Source organism: Streptomyces sp. ISL-11 (assembly GCF_018614525.1).
GTDB lineage: Bacteria > Actinomycetota > Actinomycetes > Streptomycetales > Streptomycetaceae > Streptomyces.
In genome coordinates, this window is record NZ_JAGGOL010000174.1 from 22,225 (window position 1) to 43,307 (window position 21,083).

The window sequence follows — 21,083 nt, forward strand, 5'->3', positions numbered from 1 at the left end:
CCGCACCCGGCCGCCCGTACGCGCTCTGGAAGCGCCCTCCTCGGCGTGTTACTTCACGCCCAGCACCTGCTCGATCGGGTCGAGCAGGAAGTAGACGAGGAAGCACAGGCCGACCACGTTCAGCAGCCACGGGATCTCGCGGGCCCGCTTGTCCGCGATCCGCAGCAGGATGAAGGCGAGGACGCCGATGCCGATGCCGTTGGTGATCGAGTACGTGAACGGCATCGAGATGATCGTCAGGAACGCGGGGATCGCGATCGTGAAGTCGCTCCAGTCGATCTCCTTGACGTTGGCCGCCATGATCAGGAAGCCGACGACGAGCAGGGCGGGGGTGGCCGCCTGCGAGGGGACGACGGTGGCCAGCGGGGTGAAGACGAGGGCCAGCAGGAAGAGGCCGCCGGTCATCAGGTTGGCCAGGCCCGTACGGGCGCCCTCGCCGACGCCGGCGGTGGACTCCACGAAGCAGGTGTTGGCGGAGGCCGAGCCGAAGCCGCCCGCCGCGACGGCGACGCCGTCGACCATGAGGATCTTGCCCATGTTGGGCAGCTGACCCTTCTCGTCCGTCAGGCCGGCCTCCTCGCCGACGCCGATGATCGTGCCCATGGCGTCGAAGAAGCCGGAGAGCAGCACGGTGAAGACGAACAGGCAGCCGGTCAGCAGACCGACCTCGTGGAAGCCGCCGAAGAGGCTGATGTGGCCGACGAGACCGAAGTCGGGCGTGCCGACGACGCTGTCGGGCATCGTCGGGACGCTCAGGCCCCAGCTCAGGTCCGGGATGTCGGCGAGCGTGTTGATGACGATGGCCACGAAGGTCATCACGACGATGCCGATGAGGATCGCACCGCGCGTCTTGCGGACGACGAGGATGAACGTCAGCGCGAGGCCGGCCACGAAGACCAGCACCGGCCAGCCGTGCAGCTGCCCGCCCTGGCCGAGGCCGAGCGGCACGGTGGTGTGCGCGGCGTCGGGGTTGCGGGTGACGAAGCCGGAGTCCACCAGGCCGATCAGCGAGATGAACAGGCCGATGCCGATGGCGATGGCGCGCCGCAGACCGCCGGGGATGGCGTCCATGACGCGCTGCCGCAGACCGGAGGCGACCAGCAGCATCAGCACCAGGCCGGCGAGGACGACCATGCCCATCGCGTCCGGCCAGCTCATCTTGGGCGCGAGCTGGAGCGAGACGACGGCGTTGATGCCGAGGCCGGCGGCGCAGGCGATCGGCACATTGCCGATGACGCCCATCAGGACGGTGGAGAGGCCGGCCATCAGGGCGGTGGCCGTGACCAGCTGGCCGTTGTCGAGCTGGTGCCCGAACTTGTCCTGGCCCGCCCCGAGGATGATCGGGTTCAGCACGACGATGTACGCCATCGCGAAGAAGGTGGCCAGACCACCGCGCAGCTCGCGCGAGACGGAGGAGCCCCGCTCGGATATCCGGAAGTACCGGTCGAGGACGTTGCCGGGCGGCGGTGTGGGGGACGGCTGCTTGGCGTCGACCGGGGAGGTGGCCGAGGAGGGCATGCGGGACCTCAGTCGTACGGGCCCGCGCGGGGGACGCGGGCGACGGCGGGGGTGAAACGGGGGTGAGCGGAGAGGAACAAAAAGGATCAAGACTGTATGATCAAACAAAACAATCCAGCCGGATCCAGTTGGTTTCAGTATGAATAAACAATCCCCGAATTGCCATCTCCGCGCGTAGACCCTTATGCCCCAAGGGCCCCGGTCCCGGCCGCAGCGGCTACGCTTGCGCGCATGACGAAGTGGACACCCAGGCATGAGGCGCCGGAGCCCCTGGAGGGCAATGTCGTCGCCACCATCACCGGCGGCACCGTCCTGTGGTTCGTCCTCTTCCTGGTCCAGCTGCCGTTCTACGGCTGGTTCGACGACCACGGCCACCTGTGGTGGGTGTGGACCTGCCTGGCCGGCGCCGGCCTCGGCCTGATCGGCATCTGGTACGTCCGCGGCCGCGACGCCGCCATCCGCCGCCACGCGGCGGCCCGCGAGGCGACCGGCAGCGCCGTTCCGCCCGGTTCCACCGGCCCGTCCGGTTCGGAAGGTGAACCGGGCTGACCGCCCGTACCGTCGGACTCATGAGCGATCCGGCGCAGACCACCACAGAGGAATCCGTGCCGCCGGCCCCGCACACCGGTCTGACCTCGTCCCAGGTCGCCGAGCGGGTCGCACGGGGTGAGGTCAACGACGTACCCGTGCGCTCCTCGCGCTCGACCTCCGAGATCGTCCGGGCCAACGTCTTCACCCGCTTCAACGCCATCATCGGCGTCCTGTTCCTGATCATCCTGGTCGTCGGCCCGATCCAGGACGGCCTCTTCGGCTTCGTGATCGTCGCCAACACCGCGATCGGCATCGTCCAGGAACTGCGCGCCAAGAAGACCCTCGACTCCCTCGCCGTCATCGGCGAGGCCCGGCCCACCGTCCGCCGCGACGGAGCCCCCGCCGCCGTGCCCACCGGCGGGATCGTCCTCGGCGACCTCATCGAACTGGGCCCCGGCGACAAGTGCGTCGTCGACGGGGAGGTGCTGGAGGCCGACGGCCTGGAGATCGACGAGTCGCTGCTGACCGGCGAGGCCGACCCCGTGCTGAAGAAGCCCGGCGATCCGGTGATGTCCGGCTCCTTCGTCGTCGCCGGCGGCGGCGCCTTCACCGCCACCAAGGTCGGCCGCGCGGCCTACGCCGCCCAGCTCGCCGAGGAGGCGTCCCGCTTCACGCTCGTCCACTCCGAGCTGCGCACCGGCATCAGCCGGATCCTCAAGTACGTGACGTGGATGATGGTCCCGACCGCCATCGGCCTGATCATCAGCCAGCTCGTCGTCCAGGACCACGACTGGAAGGAGGCCGTCCGGCGGATGGTCGCCGGCATCGTCCCGATGGTCCCCGAGGGCCTGGTCCTGCTGACCTCCGTGGCCTTCGCGATCGGTGTCATCCGCCTCGGCCGCAAGCAGTGCCTGGTCCAGGAGCTGCCCGCGATCGAGGGCCTGGCCCGCGTCGACACCGTCTGCCTCGACAAGACCGGCACCCTCACCGAGGGCGGCATGGACGTCACCGAGCTGCGCGTCCTGCCCGGCGCACCGGCCGACGAGGGCTACGTACGCCAGGTGCTCGGCGCCCTCGGCGAGAGCGACCCCCGGCCCAACGCCAGCCTCCAGGCCATCATCGACGCCTACCCCGACGGCTCCGGCTGGCGGTGCACCGAGGCCCTGCCGTTCTCCTCCGCCCGCAAGTACAGCGGCGCCGCCCTCAACAGCCCCGACGCCGAGTCCGGCAACTGGCTGCTGGGCGCCCCCGACGTGCTGCTGCCCACCGGCGACCCGGCGCTGGCGGCCGTGGAGGACCTCAACGCCCAGGGGCTGCGGGTACTGCTCCTGGCCCGCGCCGAACGCGACCTCGACGACCCCGGCGTCACCGAGGAACTGCGCCCCACCGCGCTCGTCGTCCTGGAGCAGCGGCTGCGCTCGGACGCGGCGGACACCCTGCGCTACTTCGCCGAGCAGAAGGTCTCCGCCAAGGTCATCTCCGGCGACAACGCCGTCTCCGTCGGCGCCGTCGCCGCCAAGCTCGGCCTGCCGGGCGCGGACGCCCCCGTCGACGCCCGCCGGCTGCCGGCGGAGCGGACGGAGATGGCCGGCGTCCTCGACAAGGGCGCGGTCTTCGGGCGCGTCACCCCGCAGCAGAAGCGCGAGATGGTCGCGGCGCTGCAGTCGCGCGGCCACACCGTGGCCATGACCGGTGACGGCGTCAACGACGTGCTGGCCCTCAAGGACGCCGACATCGGCGTCTCCATGGGCTCGGGCTCGGAGGCCACGCGGGCCGTCGCCCAGATCGTGCTGCTGAACAACAGCTTCGCCGGCCTGCCGTCGGTGGTCGCCGAGGGCCGCCGCGTCATCGGCAACATCACGCGCGTCGCGACGCTGTTCCTGACCAAGACCGTCTACTCCGTGCTGCTGGCGATCCTGGTGGTCTGCACGCGCGTGCCCTATCCCTTCCTGCCGCGCCACCTGACCCTGCTGTCGACGCTCACCATCGGCGTCCCGGCGTTCTTCCTGGCCCTCGCGCCGAACAAGGAGCGCGCCAAGCCGCACTTCGTCCGGCGCGTGATGCGCTATTCCGTCCCGGCCGGACTGATCGCGGGCGTGGCCACCTTCGCCGCGTACCTGCTGGCCCGCAGCCACTACTCCGGGCCCGGCGCCCTGGACGCCGAGACCAGCGCGGCGACGCTGACCCTGTTTTTGATCTCGATGTGGGTGCTGGCGATCATCGCGCGCCCGTACACGTGGTGGCGCGTGGCGCTGGTGCTCGCGATGGGGGCGGGCTTCCTGGTCGTCCTGGTCGTGCCGGCGTTCCAGCGCTTCTTCGCCCTGAAGCTGGTCGGCACGACGATGCCCTGGGCCGCCGTGGCGATCGCCGCGGTGGCGGCCCTGGTGCTGGAGGTGGCGTGGCGCGCCCTGGCCCGCCGCTTCCCGGCCTGAGCCCGCCCGTCAGGCCTTGGCCTTCTCGTCCTCCAGGAACTCCTTGATCTGCTCGCGCAGCTCCGGGCTGTCCTGGTGCTTGTGCACGGAGATCGCGTGCTCGGTGGCGGCCTGGAGGACTTCGTCCTCCTCACCGGTGATGGTGAGGCTGCAGTTGGTCTCGCTGGGGAACCTGCGGCAGTCGGCGACTTTCCTGGTCATGACGGCCTCCTGGAATGGGGTTCCCTTCCAGCGTAGGCGCCCCGGAGGGCGCGGGCGGGTCGGACACCCCCTGGGCCGTGCCGGCGGGCCTTCGGCTGCGGGCCGTCTTTGCCGCCTGCGGCGGCGGGCGCCCTGCGGGCGCGTCCTCAAACGCCGGACGGGCTTGATTCGGCTGAGCTCAGCCACAATCAAGCCCGTCCGGCGATTGAGGACATCACCGCGCAGCGGTGGTGCGCAGGACACGTCCGCAGCCGCCCGCCCACGTGACCCCGCCGGACCCCGCCTAGTCGAACCAGCGGGCCCCGGCCAGCTCCTCCGTGCGGGAAGGGTCCTCCAGGAGCGCCGCCGCCTCGAAGCGGCGCGACCACGCGCCGGCCGCCCAGGCCAGGCCCGCCGCCACGCCCTCCAGGGTCGCCGCGTGCAGGACGCCGTCCGAACCGTGGCGCCAGTCCAGTTCGACGCCGTCGACGACGAGTTCCTCGTGCTCGACGTAGGTGTCCGGTGCGCCCGGCAGCAGGACCCGGACGCCCTCCGGCACCTGCCGGACCTCGCCGCCGCCGGGGACCGCCGCCTCCACGGTCTCGCTCAGGCGGCGCACCTGGAGCAGCTCGGCGAGCTCCGCCGCCCGCGCGGGCGCCACCGGCAGCAGCGGGAGCCCCTCGGCCAGCGGCAGCAGGTCCGGCGCGTCGGCGACCAGCGCGTCGGCCGCGTCCACGACCCGCACCTCGCCGTCGACGACGGCCCGCAGGTCGTCCGGCAGGGTGACCTGCTCGGGGTCCAGGCCGGCGAGGGCCCCGTACAGCGCGTGCAGCTGTGCCGCGCCCACCGGGTGGCGGGGGTCGGCCAGGCGGGAGAGCAGCTCGGCCGCGCCGCCCGGTTCGTCGAGGAGGGCGGCCACGGAGGTGCGCACGCCCAGGGCCCGCAGCACCTGGTCGTCCGCCAGGCCGGCCGCGTCCGCCGGCTCGTACAGCCCGGCCAGCAGCGGATCGCCGCCCGCGACCCGCAGGCCGGCGGGACGGCGGCCGTCGAGTACGGGATGGCCGCGCAGCCACCAGGCGGTGTACGGGCGTACGGACTCGGTCGTGCCGTCCGGGAGCAGGACGCGCACGGGCGCGGTCAGCGCGTCGCGCAGCGGCGGCCGGGACAGCAGGGCGAGCGCGCGCGGCCAGGCGTCGTCATCGACCAGGTCCAGGTCGCGTACGGCCACGATCTCGGTCGCGACGGGCGGCACCGGGGTGTCCGGCAGTTGATCGAGGACGTCCTCGCACCAGACGTCGACGGCGTCGAGCAGTCCGGCGTCGTCGGGCTCGGCGTAGTCGGTGTCGCGCGGCTCCAGCTCGTCCGGGTCCAGGACGACGTCCGTGGCGCGTACGAGCGCGAAGTCGGCCAGCACGCCCACGGCGGTCAGCGGCTGCTCGCCCCAGCGCTCGGCGAGGCCGGCGTCGCACGCGGCGAGCTCGCCGGGGCGGATGACGCTCTCGAAGGGGCTGCCGGGCAGGACGAGTTCACCGGCGGGGGCGAGTTCGCCGTCCTCGTCGGCAAGGGCGAGCGCGGCGAGCCAGGGCTCGTCGCCCGGGGCGAGGTTCGCGTCGCGCACCAGCGCGAGGACGGTCTCGACGAGGTCGTCGTGGGCGAGCGCGTCCTCGTCCCAGATCTCGTCGCCGTCGAGGGAGTCGGCGACCGCGGCCCGCACCTGAGGCGTCGTCAGAATGGCGCGCGGGGAGGCGGGCGTGGCGCCGAGCTTCTCCAGCAGCGGGTGGGCGGCGTCCGGGTGGGCGACCTTCAGCCCGAGGCGGGAGAGCCGCTCGGACCCGGTGGCGTCGGCGGGCGGCAGCAGGACCTGCCGGGGTCCGACGGCGGTACGGGCTCCCGCGCCGTCCGGCCGGCCGGCGAGCGGTACCGGCAGGCCGGTCAGCCGGTCGGGGTCGACGCCGGCGAGGCTGTCGTAGAGCCGCCACCACCAGGACGGGGCGCGCTCGACACCGGCGAGCCGGTCGACGACCTCGCCGAGCGGCACCCGCGCCACGCCGAGCGCGCGCAGCTCCGGGCGGCGCTCCAGGCCGGTGGGCAGCAGGCTGGGGAAGAGTTCACCCAGGACGGTGACGGTCTCGGCGCCCGCGCCCTCCACGACCTCGGCGTCGCGCGGGCACAGCGCGTACGGCTCGCCGTCGGGGCCGCCGCGCGCGAAGGGGTCGTCCCAGGTCTCGGTCCGCCCGTCACCCTCGGGCCGCTGCGTGGAGGCGTCGGGGCCCTCGGTCCAGGGAATCCCCTCGACGCCCTCGCCCGCGTTCTCCTGGCCACCGTTGCCGGGGGCGGCCGTCGCCGCGCTCGGCAGGAACGGCACGCGGGGCAGCAGCTCCAGCACCCGGCGGCGCAGCTCCGCGTCCAGCGGGCTGCGCGCGAGCGGCGACGGCACCAGGTCGAGGGTGCCGGTGGAGACGGGGTGCCAGTCGCGGAGCAGGTGCGTGTACGCCTCGGCGGCGCGCTCGGTGAGGAAGTCCGTGAGCGGGCCGGGCGCGGTGTGGCGGCGGGTGGGTTCGAGGGGGAAGGTGGCGATGAGCAGCGCGGGGAGGCCCTGCGGCTCGTCCGTGGGCGTCGGGGCGTGCAGCACGGGCGCGGTGCGCGGGCGTACGGGCGCGCCGTTCTCGCCCACCGGCACGGCCCAGGTCAGCGACCAGGCCGGGCGCAGCCGCTCCTCGACCGGCCGGTCGGCGAGCAGGGCCGCGTCCAGCGGGCCACCGGTGTGCTCGACGCGCCAGCGGGTGGTGCCGTGCTCCGAGTCGTCGACGAGGACGCACGGGCCGTCCTGGCGGCGCGTCAGCGTCCGTACGGTGCCGTCCGCGCCCTCGACGACGACCTCCTCCAGGCCCGGCAGGGCCAGCAGCAGCGCGTCGTCGATCCCGGCGAGCAGACGGGCGGTCAGGTCCTCGGCGGCGCCGTCGCGCAGCGGCAGGACGACGACGGTGTCGTAGCCCTCCGGCGCGGTGCCCTCGGCCGGCAGCGGCAGGCGCAGCAGCGGCACGTGGCCGTTGCGGCGGCGGATCTCCTCGCCCAGGCCGGGCGAGGAGGCCGCGGCGGCGACCGCGAGGTCGCGCGCCTCGGCGAGGGACCAGCGGACGCCGCCGGAGCGGCCGACGACGGCGGGTTCGTCGCTGACGGCCAGCACGGCGGAGAAGCCGACGCCGAAGCGGCCGACGGCCTCGCCGCTCTCGCGCTTCGCGGAGGCGCGCAGGGTGGCGAGGGATTCGACGCCCTGGGCGTCGAGGGGTGCGCCGGTGTTGGCGGCGGCCAGCACGGCGAGCTCGCCGTCCCGCGCGGGGCGCAGGGTCAGCCGGAGCCGGCCGGGGGTTCCGGCGCGGGCGGCGGCGTCGGCGGCGTTCTGGGCGAGCTCGACGACGAGGCGGTCGCGGTAGCCGCCGAGTGCGAGGTCCTCCTCGGCGTTGGCGTCCTCACGGAAGCGGGCGGGGCTCGCCGCCCAGGCTTCCAGGACGCGGTGGCGCAGCCGCCCGGTCCCGAACGGATCAGCGTCTTCGGCTGCGCCTCGCACCATCACGTTGTTCGTCTCCCTACGCGGTTGCCTTCGGCGAACGTACCGCGTGGTCGGCCGGGGGCCGGTCCTCGGGGGGTTGTGGCCCCGGTTCCGCGGGGCCTTTCGCCGTCGCCGCCCGGTGGCACGGCCCGCCGCGCCTGAGGTTACGGTCCGCTCGCCGCCCGCGGCACGGTGGCACGGCCCGCCGCTACCGCGGCGGTCACACCCTCCCGCCCGCCCATGACCCGGAACCGTCCCGGCACGCTCTCCCGTAGGGCTCGCTCGCCATCGGCGGCTCCCACCAGTCTTCCACTCCCCCAGGAGCGGAGTCCCGCAGCCGCACACCGCCGGAGGTGGGACGCGCAGGGGTGGTTGTCGGGGCGTAAAGCGAAGCAGCCCCGACAACCACCCCGGAGCGGCCCACCGCAGGCCCCAGCCACACGGGCCGACGCTCCGACCCCCACCACCCCGCCGGAGGCGGAAACGGCGCCGCACCCGGCAAAACACCAGCACCCCAAACCGCAGGGGCAGCAGCCTGCCTCAGGAGTGCCCAAGCTCCTCATCAGCCGCATCCGTCTCCACAGACCCCGCCGGACGGCGCAACGGCAGCGGATCCACCAGCGTCTCGTCGATCACCGGCTCCGACGGGCGCGGCGGCTTCGGCATGACCGCCGCCTCCGAGTGGCCGCCGCAGCCGTACGCCAGGGAGACGACGTGGCCGTCGGCCGGGCCGAACTCGTTGCCGCAGATGCCGAACGCCTGGCCCAGCGAGCCGCCGATGCGGACGAGGAAACCGCAGCTGACGCACGTCGCCGGCGCGGCCTGGGCCATCGGGGTCTTGCCGCCGTGCGATTCGTCCCAGCGGTCGGCCGCGGTGTGCAGGCCGTAGCGCGAGAGGACCCGCGCCCGGCGCATGCCGAGCTCTTCGGCGACGGCCGCGATCGAGCCGCGGGCGGGCGGGGCCGCCTGCGCGGCGGGGGAGCCGACGGTGATGTCGGCGTCCTCGGCCTCGGCGAGCCGGTCCATCTCCTCGGCGACGGCCGAGTTCGGCGGCGGGGCGTCCTCACCGGTCCAGCCGGGCTCCAGGCGCAGGTCGTCGGCCTCGGTGGGCAGCAGGTCGCCGGGGCCCATGTCGCCGGGGCGCAGCCGCTCGCTCCAGGGCACCCACTCGGGTGCCAGCAGGGCGTCGGAGCCGGGCAGGAGCACCGTCTCGTCGAGGGTGACGTTCTTGGCGCGGGAGGCGCGGGCAACGGTGACGGCCCAGCGCCAGCCCCGGTAGCCGGGGGCCAGGCAGGCGAAGTGGTGGGTGACGACGCGGTCCCCGTCGGCGGTGACCTCGACGTGGTCGCCGACCATGCCCGGCAGTGCGGCTTCCTCGGCCGCCGCACGGGCGAGTTCGACCGCCTCGGCGCACAGGCGGTCCGGGGTACGGCTTCGCATCGCAGCACTCACAAGAATCGATTCTCTCTTCCACGCCGTCTCACGAGTGCGCCAGCCGAACGGCCGGGTCGGCGGACGGAGCGGACCGGAGGACCGCGTCGACGTCCGCGCCCGAACGGCCTCGGGCGCACCTAGTCACTCCCATTCTGCGGGATCGAGACTCGGAGCGCGGCCAGGACGACCGCCGGTGGCGCGCTACGCACGCTACCCCGCGAGGACACCCGGGGGATACCCGGGCTTCGGCGAGCCCTCCCCCGGACGCGGCCGAACCGTTCCGCCACCCGGCCGTCCCGTCCCACGGATGGACCGAATGTGCCCTGCGGGGTGCCAGTTGGGGCAGTATGGCGTGGTGGGAGCCATCCGGTCAGCCGAGGGCGGCCCGCTCCGCCGTTCGGCCCGGGGCGTCGGCCGCGTACTGCGCGCTCCCCTCCGCTGGGCGGGGGGTGGCGTCCGCAAAGCCACGCACGCGCACGGCGCGGGCGAGTCCGGGCTGGGCAAACTGATCGAGTTGCACGCGGTGAATTCCGCCGGCGACATGATGATCACGGTCGCGCTGGCGTCCACGGTGTTCTTCTCGGTCCCCACCGACCAGGCGCGCGGCCGGGTGGCGCTGTACCTGGCGGTCACGATGGCGCCCTTCGCGCTGCTGGCCCCGGTGATCGGCCCGCTGCTGGACCGCATCCCGCACGGCCGGCGGGCGGCGATGGCGGGCTCGATGCTGACGCGGGCCCTGCTGGCGCTGACGATGTCGGGCGCGGTGGCGAGCGGCGGCCTGGAGCTGTATCCGGCGGCGCTGGGCGTGCTGGTGGCGTCGAAGGCGTACGGCGTGGTGCGCTCCGCCGTGGTGCCGCGGCTGCTGCCACCACGTATCTCCCTGGTGAAGGCGAACAGCCGGGTGACGCTCGGCGGCCTGCTCGCCACCGGTGTGGCGGCACCGCTGGGGGCGGGACTGCACCAGCTGGGTCCGGAATATCCGCTGTACGGGGCATTCGTCGTGTTCGTTCTGGGCACGATCCTCTCCTTCTCCCTGCCCCACAAGGTGGACTCGGCGAAGGGCGAGGCGCGGGCGCGGCTCGTCTCGGGCGAGCACCGCTCCCCCGCCAGGGAGAAGCGGCACCCCGGGAAGAAGCGGGGGAAGGAGAAGCAGCCCAGGCCGGGGCTGCGCACCGTGGGCAGCTCGGTGCTGCACGCCCTCCAGGCGAACAGCGCGATCCGCATGCTCTCGGGCTTCCTCACCTTTTTCCTCGCGTTCATGCTGCGCGTCCACCCGCTCGGGGACCTCAGCCCGGCCTTCTCCCTGGGCGTCGTCGCGGTCGCGGCCGGCGCGGGGAACGCCCTGGGCACGGCCATCGGCGCGCTGCTGCGCTCGCGCGGGCCGGAGAAGATGATCGCGCTGGTGCTCACGGTGACGCTGGGGGTCGCGATCGTGACCGCCGTGCTCTACGGCGCGTTCTTCGTGGTCGTCATCGCCGCCGTCGCCGGCATCTCGCAGGCGCTGGCCAAGCAGTCGCTGGACTCGCTGATCCAGCGCGACGTGCCGGAGGAGGTACGAACCTCCGCGTTCGCCCGTTCCGAGACGCTGCTCCAGATGTCCTGGGTGGTCGGCGGGGCGATCGGCATCCTGCTGCCGCTCAACGGCACGCTCGGCATGGGGGTCGCCGCCGGGGTGCTGGCACTGGGCGCGGCCACTGCCGTACGGGGGCTGCTGACGGCCGCCCGGCGTGGCTCGGCGCACCCGCGCGTGGCGTGAGCGGAGGGGCCCGATAGCCTGCCCGCATGACCGCTGCGTTTTTCCGGGGCAAGCGCCGCCGTGCCGCTGCCGCCGCCGGGGCCGTGACCTTCGGGCTCCTGGCCCTTTCCGCCTGCGACAAGCCGACGCCGCTGGCGACGGTGACCGTCGGCTCGACCACGGTGACGGCCGAGGCCGCCTGCTACGACGAGGGCAAGGACCTCGGCGAGGCGGCCCTCGACAAGTGCGTCAAGGAGGGGTCGCCCAAGACCATCAAGGTGAAGCCCGGGGACAAGGTCCGCGTGGGCGTCGAGCCGAAGATCGCCGACAGCGGCTGGATCGTGCTGACCTCCGGCCCGCAGCAGCGGAGCAACCAGTCGAAGCAGACCTATGTCTCCCTGGACGGCCAGCGGCTCTTCGTGAACCAGTCGGGCACCCAGATCGAGGACTCCACGGTGCTGACCGTCCTGACCAAGGACGGCGTCTGGAACGTCAAGCTCGAACTCGACAAGGGCTGACCGTCAGGACACCCCGCTGATGCGCGTACTCGTCGTCACCGCCGTAGCCGCCGAGCGGGACGCCGTCGTCCGCGGCGTCTCCGGGGCGGCCGGCACGGACGCCCCGGAGATCCCGCTCCCCGGCTTCGCCCTGGTCCGCCCGGCTCCCGCCGCGCCCGGCTCGTTCCCGCTGGTCGTGGACGTGCTGGCGGCCGGTGTGGGGCCCGCCGCGGCGGCCTCGGGCGCGGCGACCGCGCTGACGGCCGCGGCGCTCTCCGGCAGCCCGTACGACCTGGTGGTCTCGGCCGGCATCGGCGGTGGCTTCGTGGGTGCCGTGCGGGGTGCGCCGGTGGGCTCGCTCGTCGTGTCCGACACGATCGTGGCCGCGGATCTGGGCGCCGAGACGCCCGACGGCTTCGTCCCGGTCACCGGTCTGGGCTTCGGCACCGTCACGCACCGGCCGCCGCGCTCGCTCGTACGGGCCGTGGCCGAGGCGACCGGGGCCGAGCGCGGTGACGTGCTGACCGTGTCCACCGTGACCGGTTCCGCCCGGCGCGCGGCGGACCTCGCGGCGCGGCACCCGCGGGCGCTGGCCGAGGCCATGGAGGGCTTCGGGGTGGCCGAGGCCGCCGCGGCGCACGGTGTGCCCGCCCTGGAACTGCGGGCGGTCTCCAATCCCGTCGGACCGCGCGACCGCGCCGCCTGGCGGATCGGCGACGCGCTCGGCGCGCTCGCGGACGCCTTCGGACGGATCTCCCCCGCACTCGCCGCGCACCGCGCGGAGGAAGCCGAGGTCACCTCATGAGCGAGCCGCTGCGGATCGCCTACTCGCCCTGCCCCAACGACACCTTCGTCTTCGACGCGTGGGCGCACGGCCGGGTCCCCGGCGCGCCCGCGCTCGACGTGTCCTTCGCCGACATCGACCTCACCAACGGCATGGCGGAGCGCGGCGAGTTCGACGTCCTGAAGGTCTCCTACGCGGTACTGCCCTGGGTGCTGGAGGAGTACGCGCTGCTGCCGTGCGGCGGCGCGCTGGGCCGTGGCTGCGGTCCACTGGTGCTGACCCGCGAGGCGGGCGAGCCGGCCGGGCTGGCGGGGAAGACGGTCGCGGTGCCGAGCGAGCGCTCGACGGCGTACCTCCTCTTCCGGCTGTGGGCCGCGGCCGAGGTGCCGGGCGGCGTCGGCGAGGTCGTCGTGATGCCGTTCCACGAGATCATGCCGGCCGTCCGGGACGGCAAGGTGGACGCCGGGCTCGTGATCCACGAGGCCCGCTTCACCTATCAGAACTACGGACTGCACTGCCTCGCCGACATGGGCAGGCACTGGGAGTCCACGACGGGCCTGCCGATCCCGCTCGGCGCGATCATCGCCAAGCGCTCGCTGGGCGCCGAGCGGCTGCGGGAGCTGGCGGAGGCGGCGCGGACGTCCGTACGGATGGCGTGGGACGACCCGGAGGCGTCCCGGCCGTACGTGCTGGAGCACGCGCAGGAGATGGACCCGGCGGTCGCCGAGCAGCACATCGGGCTGTACGTCAACGAATTCACGGCCGACCTGGGCGAGGCCGGCTACGCAGCGGTGCGGGGACTGCTCACCCGGGCCGCGGCCGAGGGGCTCGTACCGCCCCTCGGCCCGGACGCGCTGGCGTTTCCCTGACCGCTGCCGGAGCGCCGGTACGCCGCCGCCGGACACGGGCAACGGCCGACCGGAACCGACCGGAAACCGGTCAGCCGCCTGACAGGTCAGACGTCGAGCTGGTCGGCGACCGCGCGCAGCATGCCCGCGATCTTGGAGCCGTGTGCCTTGTCGGGGTAACGGCCGCGCTCCAGCTGCTGGGTGACGTTCTCCAGGAGCGTGGTGAGGTCCTGGACGATCGAGGCCAGCTCATCGGGCTTGCGGCGCTGGGCGGCGGCGACCGACGGGGCGGGTTCGAGGAGCGTCACCGTCAGTGCCTGGTCGCCGCGCTGTCCGGCCACGACGCCGAACTCCACGCGCTGGCCGGGCTTGAGGGCTTCGACCCCGTCCGGGAGCACCGAGGAGTGCACGAAGACGTCGCCGCCGTCGTCGCGGGAGAGAAAGCCGAAGCCCTTCTCACTGTTGAACCACTTGACCTTGCCGGTAGGCACGTCTGTCCTCGTCCTCGTGTCTCGTCGGAAATGCGGAAACGTCTGCTCAGCAACGGAAAAACAGCTCTTGATAGCACTACAGCGGGTCGCAAGACCCGCTCCCCCCAAGGCTAATGGTCCCGGGCCCGCTGACAAGACGTCCTCGTCCGTGCGGCGATGGGCCTTCACGCCGACGGCTATGGATCTACCCTGGTCAGGTGAGTAACGAAACGCCCCGGGACGGGGATCTGCTGGTACGCGTCGGCGCCATCGTGTTCCTCGTCGGTGCGGTGGCCACCCTGGCGACGGTCGCCCCGCTGTTCCTGGGCGCCGATCCGCTGCCCTCGGCAGCGTACTTCGTCTGCATGCTGATGGGGGCGGGATTCCTCATCGCGGCCGCCGGGGTGCTGCGTTCGGTCGCCGCGCAGCGCCGTCAGGCGCGCGCCTCGACCGCCTCGCCCCTGTAGGCACGCAGCCAGCCGGGGAAGGCCGTGAGGTCGTCGAGGACCACCTCCGCGCCGGCCGCGCGCAGTTCCTCCGCGTCACACGGCCCGGTCGCGACCGCTACGGACAGCGCACCGGCCGTACGCGCCCCGCGCACGTCCCCGGTGTGGTCGCCGACGTAGACGCTCGCGCCGTGCGCGCGCAGCGCCGTCGCCTTGCCCTCCGCCCACAGGTCGCCCACGAGCGCGTCGGCGTCCAGGCCGAGGTGGTCCAGGTGGAGCCGGGCGTTCCGCTCGAACTTGGCGGTGACGACGACCGACCGGCCCCCGAGCTCCCGCACCGCCGCGAGGGCCTCCCTGGCGCCCGGCATGGCGGGCGAGGAGTGGACGGCGAGCGTCGGGTACATCCCCCGGTAGCGGGCCGCGACCTCGGCGACCGAGTCCGCCGGGAACCAGTTGGCCAGCTCCCGCTCCAGCGGCGGACCCAGCCGGCCGCACACCAGGTCGACGTCGATGCGCGTGCCCGTGTCGGCGACCAGCGCCTCGTACGTGGCCCTGATGCCGGGCACGGAGTCGACCAGGGTCAGGTCCAGGTCGAAGCCGACGGTGAACCGGGGATCGAACGGGTGCGAGGTCATGGGCCCCATTCTGCCGTGCTGCCCCACCCGTACACTTAGGGTCGCCTCACCAGGCCCGTACCGAAGTGGAACCGATGTCAGCCCCCGCCCCGATCAGCACCCCCGGACCCTCACCGGTCCGGCGCCGCATCGGCTGGACGGTGGCCGCGGTCGCCGCCCTGCTGGTCGCGGTGGTCCTCAGTCTCGCCGTCGGGGCCCGCCCCACGGCGCCGTCCCAGGTCCTCGACGCCCTCTTCCACGACGGACAGGGCAACGACGCCGCCGTCGTCCACGACCTGCGGCTGCCGCGCACCCTCATCGGCCTGCTGGTCGGCGCCGCCCTGGCCATGGCCGGCACGGTCCTCCAGGGCCTGACCCGCAACCCCATCGCCGACCCCGGCATCCTCGGCATCAGCCAGGGCGCCTCCCTGGGCGTGGTCGCGGCGATCACCCTCGCCGGCGTCCAGACCCTGTCGGGCTTCGTCTGGTGGGGCTTCGCCGGCGCGGCCGTGGCGTCGGTCGCCGTCTACGCCATCGCCTCGCGCGGGCGCGGCGGGGCCTCTCCCGTGAAGCTGGCGCTGGCGGGCGCGGCCATCAACGCGCTGCTCGTCTCCGTCATCCACGCGGTCCTCACCACCCACGCCGCCGTGATGGACCGGTTCCGCTTCTGGCAGGTCGGCTCGCTCTCCGGCGGCGAACACGTGGTCGCCGCGCAGATCTGGCCGTTCGTCCTGGTGGGCACCGTCATGGTGTTCTCCGTGGCACGCGGCCTGGACGCGCTGGCACTCGGCGAGGACGTCGCCAAGGGCCTGGGCCGCAACATCGCGGCCGTACGGATCGTCGGCGGCCTCGGCGCCACGGTCCTCACCGGCGTCGGCGTCGCGGCGGCCGGACCGATCGCCTTCGTCGGCCTCGCGGTGCCGCACATCGCCCGCGCGGTCATCGGCACCGACCACCGTTGGCTGCTGCCCATGGCGGCGCTCCTCGGCCCGGTCGTCCTGCTCGCCGCCGACACGGCCGGCCGCGTGCTCTTCCCGCCGAGCGAGGTGCCCTCGGGCGTGATGACGGCCCTGATCGGCGTTCCCTTCCTGGTCGCCCTGGTCCGCCGCAGGAAGGCGGTGGCCGCGTGAGCGTGAACACCGGGATCCGCCCCGCCGGGCACGCGCGCGTAAGGGCCGGCCGCGCCTCCTTCCTCCTCCACCGGCGGGCCACCGCCGTGGCGCTCGTCCTCGCGGCGCTGCTGGCCGCGGCCTGCCTGGCCTACCTCTGCGCCGCCGGTACGTCCTTCGTCGCACCCGGCGAGGCCCTCAAGGTCGTCGCCGGGCAGCCGTCGTCGCACGAACTGGTCGTCGGCATCTTCCGGCTGCCCCGCATGACGGTGGGTCTGCTGGCCGGCGCGGCCTTCGGCGTCGCCGGCGCGCTCATCCAGACCGTCGCCCGCAACCCGCTGGCCAGCCCCGACATCATCGGCGTCAGCCAGGGCGCGAGCGCCCTGACGGTCGGCGCGATGACCTTCGGCGTCACCTCGTTCGCCGTCCTGCCCTACCTCTCGGTCGCCGGCGGGCTCCTCGCCGCCGCCCTCGTCTACGCCTTCGCCTGGCGCGGCGGCCTGCACGCCACCCGCTTCGTCCTCATCGGCATCGGCTTCGCGATCGCGCTGCGCTCGGTCACCCACCTGTTCATGACCAAGGGCGACTACCTGGTCGCCCAGCAGGCCCAGGTGTGGATGACCGGCTCGCTCAACGGCCGCGGCTGGGCCGAGGCGACGCCCCTGGCCTGGACGCTGCTCGCGCTGACGCCCTTCGTGTGCTGGGCCGCGCGGGCGCAGCGCACGGTGTCGCTCGACGACGCCACGGCGACCGCGCTGGGCGTCCGGCTGGGCCGCACCCGCCTCGGGCTCGCCGTCCTCGGCGTGCTCCTGGCCTCCGTCGCCACGGGCGCGGCGGGCCCCGTCGACTTCGTGGCCCTGCTCGCCCCGCAGCTGGCCCGCCGCACGACGCGCACCGCGCAGATCCCGCTGCTGTGCTCGGCGCTGGCGGGCGCGTTCATCGTGGTCGTCGCCGACCTGCTGGGCCGCAAGCTGTTCGAGCCGACCGAACTGCCCGTCGGCGTGCTGACCGCCGCCGTCGGCGCTCCCTATCTCATCCGGCTCATCGTCAAGGGCCGCACCGGAGGAAGATCGTGACCGCCCGGCTCACCGCCCGCGACCTGACGCTCGCCTACGAGGACCGCACGGTCGTCGACCGCCTCGACGTCGACATCCCCGACGGCGGGATCACCGTCGTCGTCGGCCCGAACGCCTGCGGCAAGTCGACCCTGCTGCGCGCCCTGGGCCGGCTGCTGAGGCCGAAGGGCGGCTCCGTACTCCTCGACGGCACCGAGCTGGCCCGCATCCCCACCCGCACCATCGCCCGGTCCCTCGGCCTCCTGCCGCAGACACCGGTGGCGCCGGAGGCCATCACGGTCGCCGACCTGATCGCCCGCGGCCGGCAGCCGCACCAGCGGTGGTGGCAGCAGTGGTCGGACGAGGACGAGCGCGCGGTCACGGACGCGATGGCCCGTACCGACACGACGGCCCTCGCCGACCGCCCGGTGGACGAGCTCTCCGGCGGCCAGCGGCAGCGCGTGTGGATCGCCATGGTCCTGGCGCAGGAGACGGACCTGCTGCTCCTGGACGAGCCGACGACGTATCTGGACATCGCCCACCAGGTGGAGGTCCTCGACCTGTGCCGCAGGCTCAACCGCGAGCGCGGCCGTACGGTCGTGGCGGTGCTGCACGACCTCAACCAGGCCGCACGCTACGCCGACCACCTGGTCGCCATGAAGGCCGGCCGCATCGTGGCCCAGGGCAGGCCCGCCGAGGTGGTGACGGCGGAGCTGGTGCGCGAGGTCTTCGGCCTGGACTCGGTGATAGTCCCCGACCCGGTCACGGGCGGCCCGCTGGTGGTGCCCGGACAGCCCTGGTCGCGGTGATCAGCCGGGCCGGCGGGCACGCCACATCACGAACGCGGCGGAGGCCACGGCCGCGACCCTGAGCACCCAGGGCCAGGTGTCGGACAGCGCACCGCCCAGCCCGCCCGCCGGCACCGCATCGCCCCACCGGCCCTCCGTCCGGCCCCACAGCCAGACGACACCACCGGCCAGGACGAGCCCGGGCAGGCCCAGGACCGCCCACTTCGACTCGGTGTGGGACAGCTTGCGGGTCAGATAGGCCGTGGCCCAGCCGGCGGCGAGCACGATCCAGTTGCCGATCACGGCACCGACGACCAGCACCAGGGCGACGACCAGCAGCAGCACCGGCACGGGAGCTCCGTCGGCCCGCCGCAGCAGACTGGGCCGGCCCGGCTCCTCCTCGACTTCCTCCACGGCTTCCGCCTTCACCACGTCGTCCGCCGGCGGCGGAGGCGGCTTCAGTATGTCGGGAATCTCGATGCCGCCGGTGAAGCCGTGCACGGCCTCGCCGCGCGGGACCGCCTCCACCCGCCACCAGTCCGGCACGTCCCCGGCGGGCGCCGGCCCGTCGTCGACGGTGAGCCAGACGGGCTCCGGCACGGGCCTGGCGGGCTCGCCCTCCCGGCGCGGCTCCGGAACCCGGCCGCCGCTGTCCCCAAGACGGGCACCCGAGACGGCCTCGTCCGGGCTGCCCAGATCGGCGAGGATCCGCTGCACCGCGTTCGGCGTGTCGGCGCCCTCGGAGGAGCGTCGCCGCTCGATCTCCGTACGCAGCCGCGACACGAGCCGCATCCGGTCACCGGAGGTGAGCGCCCGCCGCTGGGCGAGGTCGCCGACCCGGCTCAGATAGTCATAAACAAGCTGATCGCTCTCGATCCCCACCGAAACCCCTAAGACCACCAGCCGTTACTTGCCCCGAAGGTACCGGTTCAACACAAGCAATAGGCCGGAACCGAGGAGCACCCGCCCACTGGACCAACCCCCACCGATCCTTTCCTTCACCCACCCACGGAAGGGGCCGGGCCGGAGGGGGCGGTGTACGGGGCGTAAAGCGAAGCAGCCCCGTACACCGCCCCCGGAGGCCCGGCCCCGCACCTGACCAGCCCCGCGCGGCGGCAACGCCCGCGCAGCGGGAAACGTCACCGCACCCGGAAACGGCGCGAACCCGAACCGCCCCGCGCAGCGGACCCGCACCGCTGACAGCCGACCCGCCCCGCGCGAGCGGACCCGGTACCGTAAACAGAATGACCACTGCGAGGCGGGAGCCGGGCGACACCGGAGCGACCGGCACGGAATCCGCCGCCCGGAGCGGCGGAACCCCGCGATCCGGCGAAACCCGCGGAGCACCCCGCACGCTGGCCGAGGAACTCCGCAACCGCCCCGACGCCGCCCTCGCCGCCCTCCTGCGCGCCCGCCCGGACCTGCTCAACCCCGTGCCGGGCGACCTCACCCAGCTGGCGACCCGGGCCGGTACGCGCGCCTCCGTGGTGCGGGCGCTGGAGCGCCTGGACCGGTTCGCGCTCCAGGTCGCGGAGGCGCTCGCCGCGGCGCCGGACCCGTGCCCGTACCCGGTGCTGGACGCGCTGATGAGCGGCGACGAGCCGACCGACCCGCGCGTCCGGCGGGAGCTGCCGCGCGCGGTGGCGACCCTTCGCGAACAGGCCCTGATCTGGGGCGCCGAGGACCGCCTGCGCCTGGTCCGCACCGCCCGCGAGCTGCTGGCGCCCACGCCCGCGCACCCGTCCCCCACGGGACTGGGGCCCACGGTCGCGGAGGCGACGGCGGGCATGTCGCCGGGCCGGATCCAGCAGATCATCGCGGCGGCCGGGCTGCCCGCGACGCACGATCCGGTGACGGCGGTGGCCTCGCTGACGGAGCTGTTCGAGGACCGTACGCGCATGGCGGCGCTGCTGGAGGCGGCACCGGCCGAGTCGACGGCGGTGCTCGGCAAGCTGCTGTGGGGTCCGCCCTACGGCACGGTGACCGCCGACCCGGCCCGCCACCTGCGCTGGCTGCTGGACCGCGGGCTGCTGCTGCCGACCGGGCCCGGCGGTGTGGTGCTGCCGCGCGAGGTGGCGCTGCACCTGCGCGCCGGGCACGCGCACCGTGCGCCGGAGCCGGTCGCCCCTGAGCTCGCGCCGGTCACCGAGCACGCGCCGCGCGTGGTGGACGCGACGGCGGCAGGCCAGGCGTTCACGGCGCTGACGATCGTCGAGGACCTGCTCAAGGAGTGGGAGACCGGCGGGCCGCCGGTCCTGCGCGCGGGCGGGCTGAGCGTCCGCGACCTCAAGCGCGTGGCGGCCGTGCTGGACGCGACGGAGCCGGCGGCCGCGTTCTGGGTCGAGCTGGCGTACGCGGCCGGGCTGCTGGCGTCCGACGGCGAGGTCGACGAGCGGTACGCCCCGACGCCCGCCTACGACGACTGGCTGCTGCTGCCCGCCGAGCGGCGCTGGACGCGCCTGGCCACGGCCTGGCTCACGGCGACCCGTACGCCCGGTCTGGTCGGCGGGCGCGACGCCAAGGCCCGCGCGCTGGCCGCGCTGGGCCCGGACCTGGACCGCGCCCCGGCCCCCGAGGTCCGCCACCGCGTCCTGGCCCTCCTCGCGACGCTGCCGGAGGGCGCGTCCGTCGCACCGGACACCCTCCTGGCACGCCTGCACTGGGAGCGCCCGCCGCGCGCCACCGGCGAGCCCGGCACCGAGGACCTGCGGTCCCGGCTGGCCCGCTGGACGCTCACCGAGGCCGAACAGCTCGGCGTCACCAACCGCGGCGCGCTCTCCGGGCCCGGCCGCGCCCTGCTCGGCGAGACCACGCCGGGCGGGGACCCGGCCGCGTGGCGGCCGCCGGGCGAGGCCGAGCTGGGGGCGGCGGCCGCGCGGGCCGCCGCGCGCCTCGCACCGCTGCTGCCGGAGCCGCTGGACCACATCCTGCTCCAGGCCGACCTCACCGCCGTGGCCCCCGGCCCCCTGCGACGGCCGCTGGCGCAGATGCTGGGCGTGCTCGCGGACATCGAGTCCAAGGGCGGCGCCACGGTCTACCGCTTCACGCCGGGCTCGGTGCGGCACGCGCTGGACGCCGGGCAGACGGCGACG

18 protein-coding genes are annotated in these 21,083 nt (G+C 74.2%); 11 read left to right on the forward strand and 7 right to left on the reverse strand.

What is annotated here, in order from left to right:
- Positions 1 to 48: 48 nt before the first annotated feature.
- Complete coding sequence (locus tag J7E86_RS28100) at positions 49 to 1,518, reverse strand: NCS2 family permease (protein ID WP_215085567.1); 1,470 nt, start codon at positions 1,516 to 1,518, stop codon at positions 49 to 51.
- A 231-nt stretch (positions 1,519 to 1,749) separates the two neighbouring features.
- Between J7E86_RS28100 and J7E86_RS28105 the strand changes: the two genes are divergently transcribed.
- Together J7E86_RS28105 and J7E86_RS28110 are read left to right on the forward strand one after the other, a co-directional pair.
- Positions 1,750 to 2,067, forward strand: coding sequence for a DUF2530 domain-containing protein (locus J7E86_RS28105; RefSeq protein WP_215085569.1), 318 nt, complete (start codon positions 1,750 to 1,752; stop codon positions 2,065 to 2,067).
- 20 nt (positions 2,068 to 2,087) lie between these two features.
- Entirely contained in the window at positions 2,088 to 4,481 is a 2,394-nt protein-coding gene (locus J7E86_RS28110) for an HAD-IC family P-type ATPase (protein WP_215085571.1), read from the forward strand.
- A 9-nt stretch (positions 4,482 to 4,490) separates the two neighbouring features.
- On the opposite strand, the gene J7E86_RS28115 is transcribed toward J7E86_RS28110, so the two are convergent.
- The 3 genes from J7E86_RS28115 to J7E86_RS28125 form a co-directional block, all read right to left on the reverse strand.
- Complete coding sequence (locus tag J7E86_RS28115) at positions 4,491 to 4,682, reverse strand: DUF1059 domain-containing protein (protein WP_215085573.1); 192 nt, start codon at positions 4,680 to 4,682, stop codon at positions 4,491 to 4,493.
- Between the two features lie 283 nt (positions 4,683 to 4,965).
- Entirely contained in the window at positions 4,966 to 8,232 is a 3,267-nt protein-coding gene (locus tag J7E86_RS28120) for a sacsin N-terminal ATP-binding-like domain-containing protein (RefSeq protein ID WP_215085575.1), read from the reverse strand.
- Between the two features lie 519 nt (positions 8,233 to 8,751).
- Positions 8,752 to 9,651, reverse strand: coding sequence for a DUF3027 domain-containing protein (locus J7E86_RS28125; protein ID WP_215085577.1), 900 nt, complete (start codon positions 9,649 to 9,651; stop codon positions 8,752 to 8,754).
- Between the two features lie 349 nt (positions 9,652 to 10,000).
- Between J7E86_RS28125 and J7E86_RS28130 the strand changes: the two genes are divergently transcribed.
- Genes J7E86_RS28130 through J7E86_RS28145 form a run of 4 tightly spaced genes read left to right on the forward strand, consistent with a single transcriptional unit; the run spans position 10,001 to position 13,530 of the window.
- Positions 10,001 to 11,401, forward strand: coding sequence for an MFS transporter (locus J7E86_RS28130; protein WP_215085579.1), 1,401 nt, complete (start codon positions 10,001 to 10,003; stop codon positions 11,399 to 11,401).
- 26 nt (positions 11,402 to 11,427) lie between these two features.
- Positions 11,428 to 11,898: a DUF2771 family protein gene (locus J7E86_RS28135; RefSeq protein WP_215085581.1), complete on the forward strand. Its 471-nt coding sequence runs from the start codon at positions 11,428 to 11,430 to the stop codon at positions 11,896 to 11,898.
- Between the two features lie 19 nt (positions 11,899 to 11,917).
- The gene (locus J7E86_RS28140; protein ID WP_215085583.1) at positions 11,918 to 12,682 is read left to right on the forward strand and encodes a futalosine hydrolase; all 765 of its coding nucleotides are present in this window, start codon (positions 11,918 to 11,920) and stop codon (positions 12,680 to 12,682) included.
- Positions 12,679 to 13,530, forward strand: coding sequence for a 1,4-dihydroxy-6-naphthoate synthase (locus J7E86_RS28145; RefSeq protein ID WP_215085585.1), 852 nt, complete (start codon positions 12,679 to 12,681; stop codon positions 13,528 to 13,530). Before J7E86_RS28140 ends, J7E86_RS28145 begins: the two co-directional genes overlap by 4 nt.
- 86 nt (positions 13,531 to 13,616) lie before the next feature.
- Here the strand turns inward: J7E86_RS28145 and J7E86_RS31715 are convergent, their stop codons facing one another.
- Positions 13,617 to 14,000, reverse strand: coding sequence for a cold-shock protein (locus J7E86_RS31715; RefSeq protein WP_215085588.1), 384 nt, complete (start codon positions 13,998 to 14,000; stop codon positions 13,617 to 13,619).
- Positions 14,001 to 14,197: 197 nt separating this feature from the next.
- Between J7E86_RS31715 and J7E86_RS28155 the strand changes: the two genes are divergently transcribed.
- Entirely contained in the window at positions 14,198 to 14,446 is a 249-nt protein-coding gene (locus J7E86_RS28155; RefSeq protein ID WP_215085590.1) for a hypothetical protein, read from the forward strand.
- On the opposite strand, the gene J7E86_RS28160 is transcribed toward J7E86_RS28155, so the two are convergent.
- The gene (locus tag J7E86_RS28160) at positions 14,413 to 15,069 is read right to left on the reverse strand and encodes an HAD family hydrolase (RefSeq protein ID WP_374223871.1); all 657 of its coding nucleotides are present in this window, start codon (positions 15,067 to 15,069) and stop codon (positions 14,413 to 14,415) included. The genes J7E86_RS28155 and J7E86_RS28160 overlap by 34 nt on opposite strands.
- Before the next feature lie 65 nt (positions 15,070 to 15,134).
- Here J7E86_RS28160 and J7E86_RS28165 point away from each other — a divergent pair, with 65 nt between their 5' ends.
- Genes J7E86_RS28165 through J7E86_RS28175 form a run of 3 tightly spaced genes read left to right on the forward strand, consistent with a single transcriptional unit; the run spans position 15,135 to position 18,012 of the window.
- Positions 15,135 to 16,169, forward strand: a complete 1,035-nt coding sequence (locus J7E86_RS28165; protein ID WP_215085594.1) for an iron ABC transporter permease — start codon at positions 15,135 to 15,137, stop codon at positions 16,167 to 16,169.
- The gene (locus tag J7E86_RS28170; RefSeq protein WP_215085596.1) at positions 16,166 to 17,224 is read left to right on the forward strand and encodes an iron chelate uptake ABC transporter family permease subunit; all 1,059 of its coding nucleotides are present in this window, start codon (positions 16,166 to 16,168) and stop codon (positions 17,222 to 17,224) included. The genes J7E86_RS28165 and J7E86_RS28170 overlap by 4 nt, the downstream gene beginning before the upstream one ends.
- Positions 17,221 to 18,012 (forward strand): ABC transporter ATP-binding protein, encoded by a 792-nt coding sequence (locus J7E86_RS28175; RefSeq protein ID WP_215085598.1) that lies wholly within the window; start codon positions 17,221 to 17,223, stop codon positions 18,010 to 18,012. Before J7E86_RS28170 ends, J7E86_RS28175 begins: the two co-directional genes overlap by 4 nt.
- Here the strand turns inward: J7E86_RS28175 and J7E86_RS28180 are convergent, their stop codons facing one another.
- Complete coding sequence (locus tag J7E86_RS28180) at positions 18,013 to 18,873, reverse strand: hypothetical protein (protein WP_215085600.1); 861 nt, start codon at positions 18,871 to 18,873, stop codon at positions 18,013 to 18,015.
- Positions 18,874 to 19,235: 362 nt separating this feature from the next.
- Between J7E86_RS28180 and J7E86_RS28185 the strand changes: the two genes are divergently transcribed.
- Positions 19,236 to 21,083, forward strand: a 1,848-nt coding sequence (locus J7E86_RS28185; protein WP_215085602.1) for a helicase-associated domain-containing protein, incomplete at its 3' end; no start/stop codon positions are given.

Excerpts from the sequence above, each read along its gene's own strand:
- J7E86_RS28100 (WP_215085567.1), bottom strand. The coding sequence starts at position 1,518 with ATGCCCTCCTCGGCCACCTCCCCGGTCGACGCCAAGCAGCCGTCCCCC.
- J7E86_RS28105 (WP_215085569.1), top strand. The coding sequence starts at position 1,750 with ATGACGAAGTGGACACCCAGGCATGAGGCGCCGGAGCCCCTGGAGGGC.
- J7E86_RS28110 (WP_215085571.1), top strand. The coding sequence starts at position 2,088 with ATGAGCGATCCGGCGCAGACCACCACAGAGGAATCCGTGCCGCCGGCC.
- J7E86_RS28115 (WP_215085573.1), bottom strand. The coding sequence starts at position 4,682 with ATGACCAGGAAAGTCGCCGACTGCCGCAGGTTCCCCAGCGAGACCAAC.
- J7E86_RS28120 (WP_215085575.1), bottom strand. The coding sequence starts at position 8,232 with ATGGTGCGAGGCGCAGCCGAAGACGCTGATCCGTTCGGGACCGGGCGG.
- J7E86_RS28125 (WP_215085577.1), bottom strand. The coding sequence starts at position 9,651 with ATGCGAAGCCGTACCCCGGACCGCCTGTGCGCCGAGGCGGTCGAACTC.
- J7E86_RS28135 (WP_215085581.1), top strand. The coding sequence starts at position 11,428 with ATGACCGCTGCGTTTTTCCGGGGCAAGCGCCGCCGTGCCGCTGCCGCC.
- J7E86_RS28140 (WP_215085583.1), top strand. The coding sequence starts at position 11,918 with ATGCGCGTACTCGTCGTCACCGCCGTAGCCGCCGAGCGGGACGCCGTC.
- J7E86_RS28145 (WP_215085585.1), top strand. The coding sequence starts at position 12,679 with ATGAGCGAGCCGCTGCGGATCGCCTACTCGCCCTGCCCCAACGACACC.
- J7E86_RS28160 (WP_374223871.1), bottom strand. The coding sequence starts at position 15,069 with ATGGGGCCCATGACCTCGCACCCGTTCGATCCCCGGTTCACCGTCGGC.
- J7E86_RS28165 (WP_215085594.1), top strand. The coding sequence starts at position 15,135 with ATGTCAGCCCCCGCCCCGATCAGCACCCCCGGACCCTCACCGGTCCGG.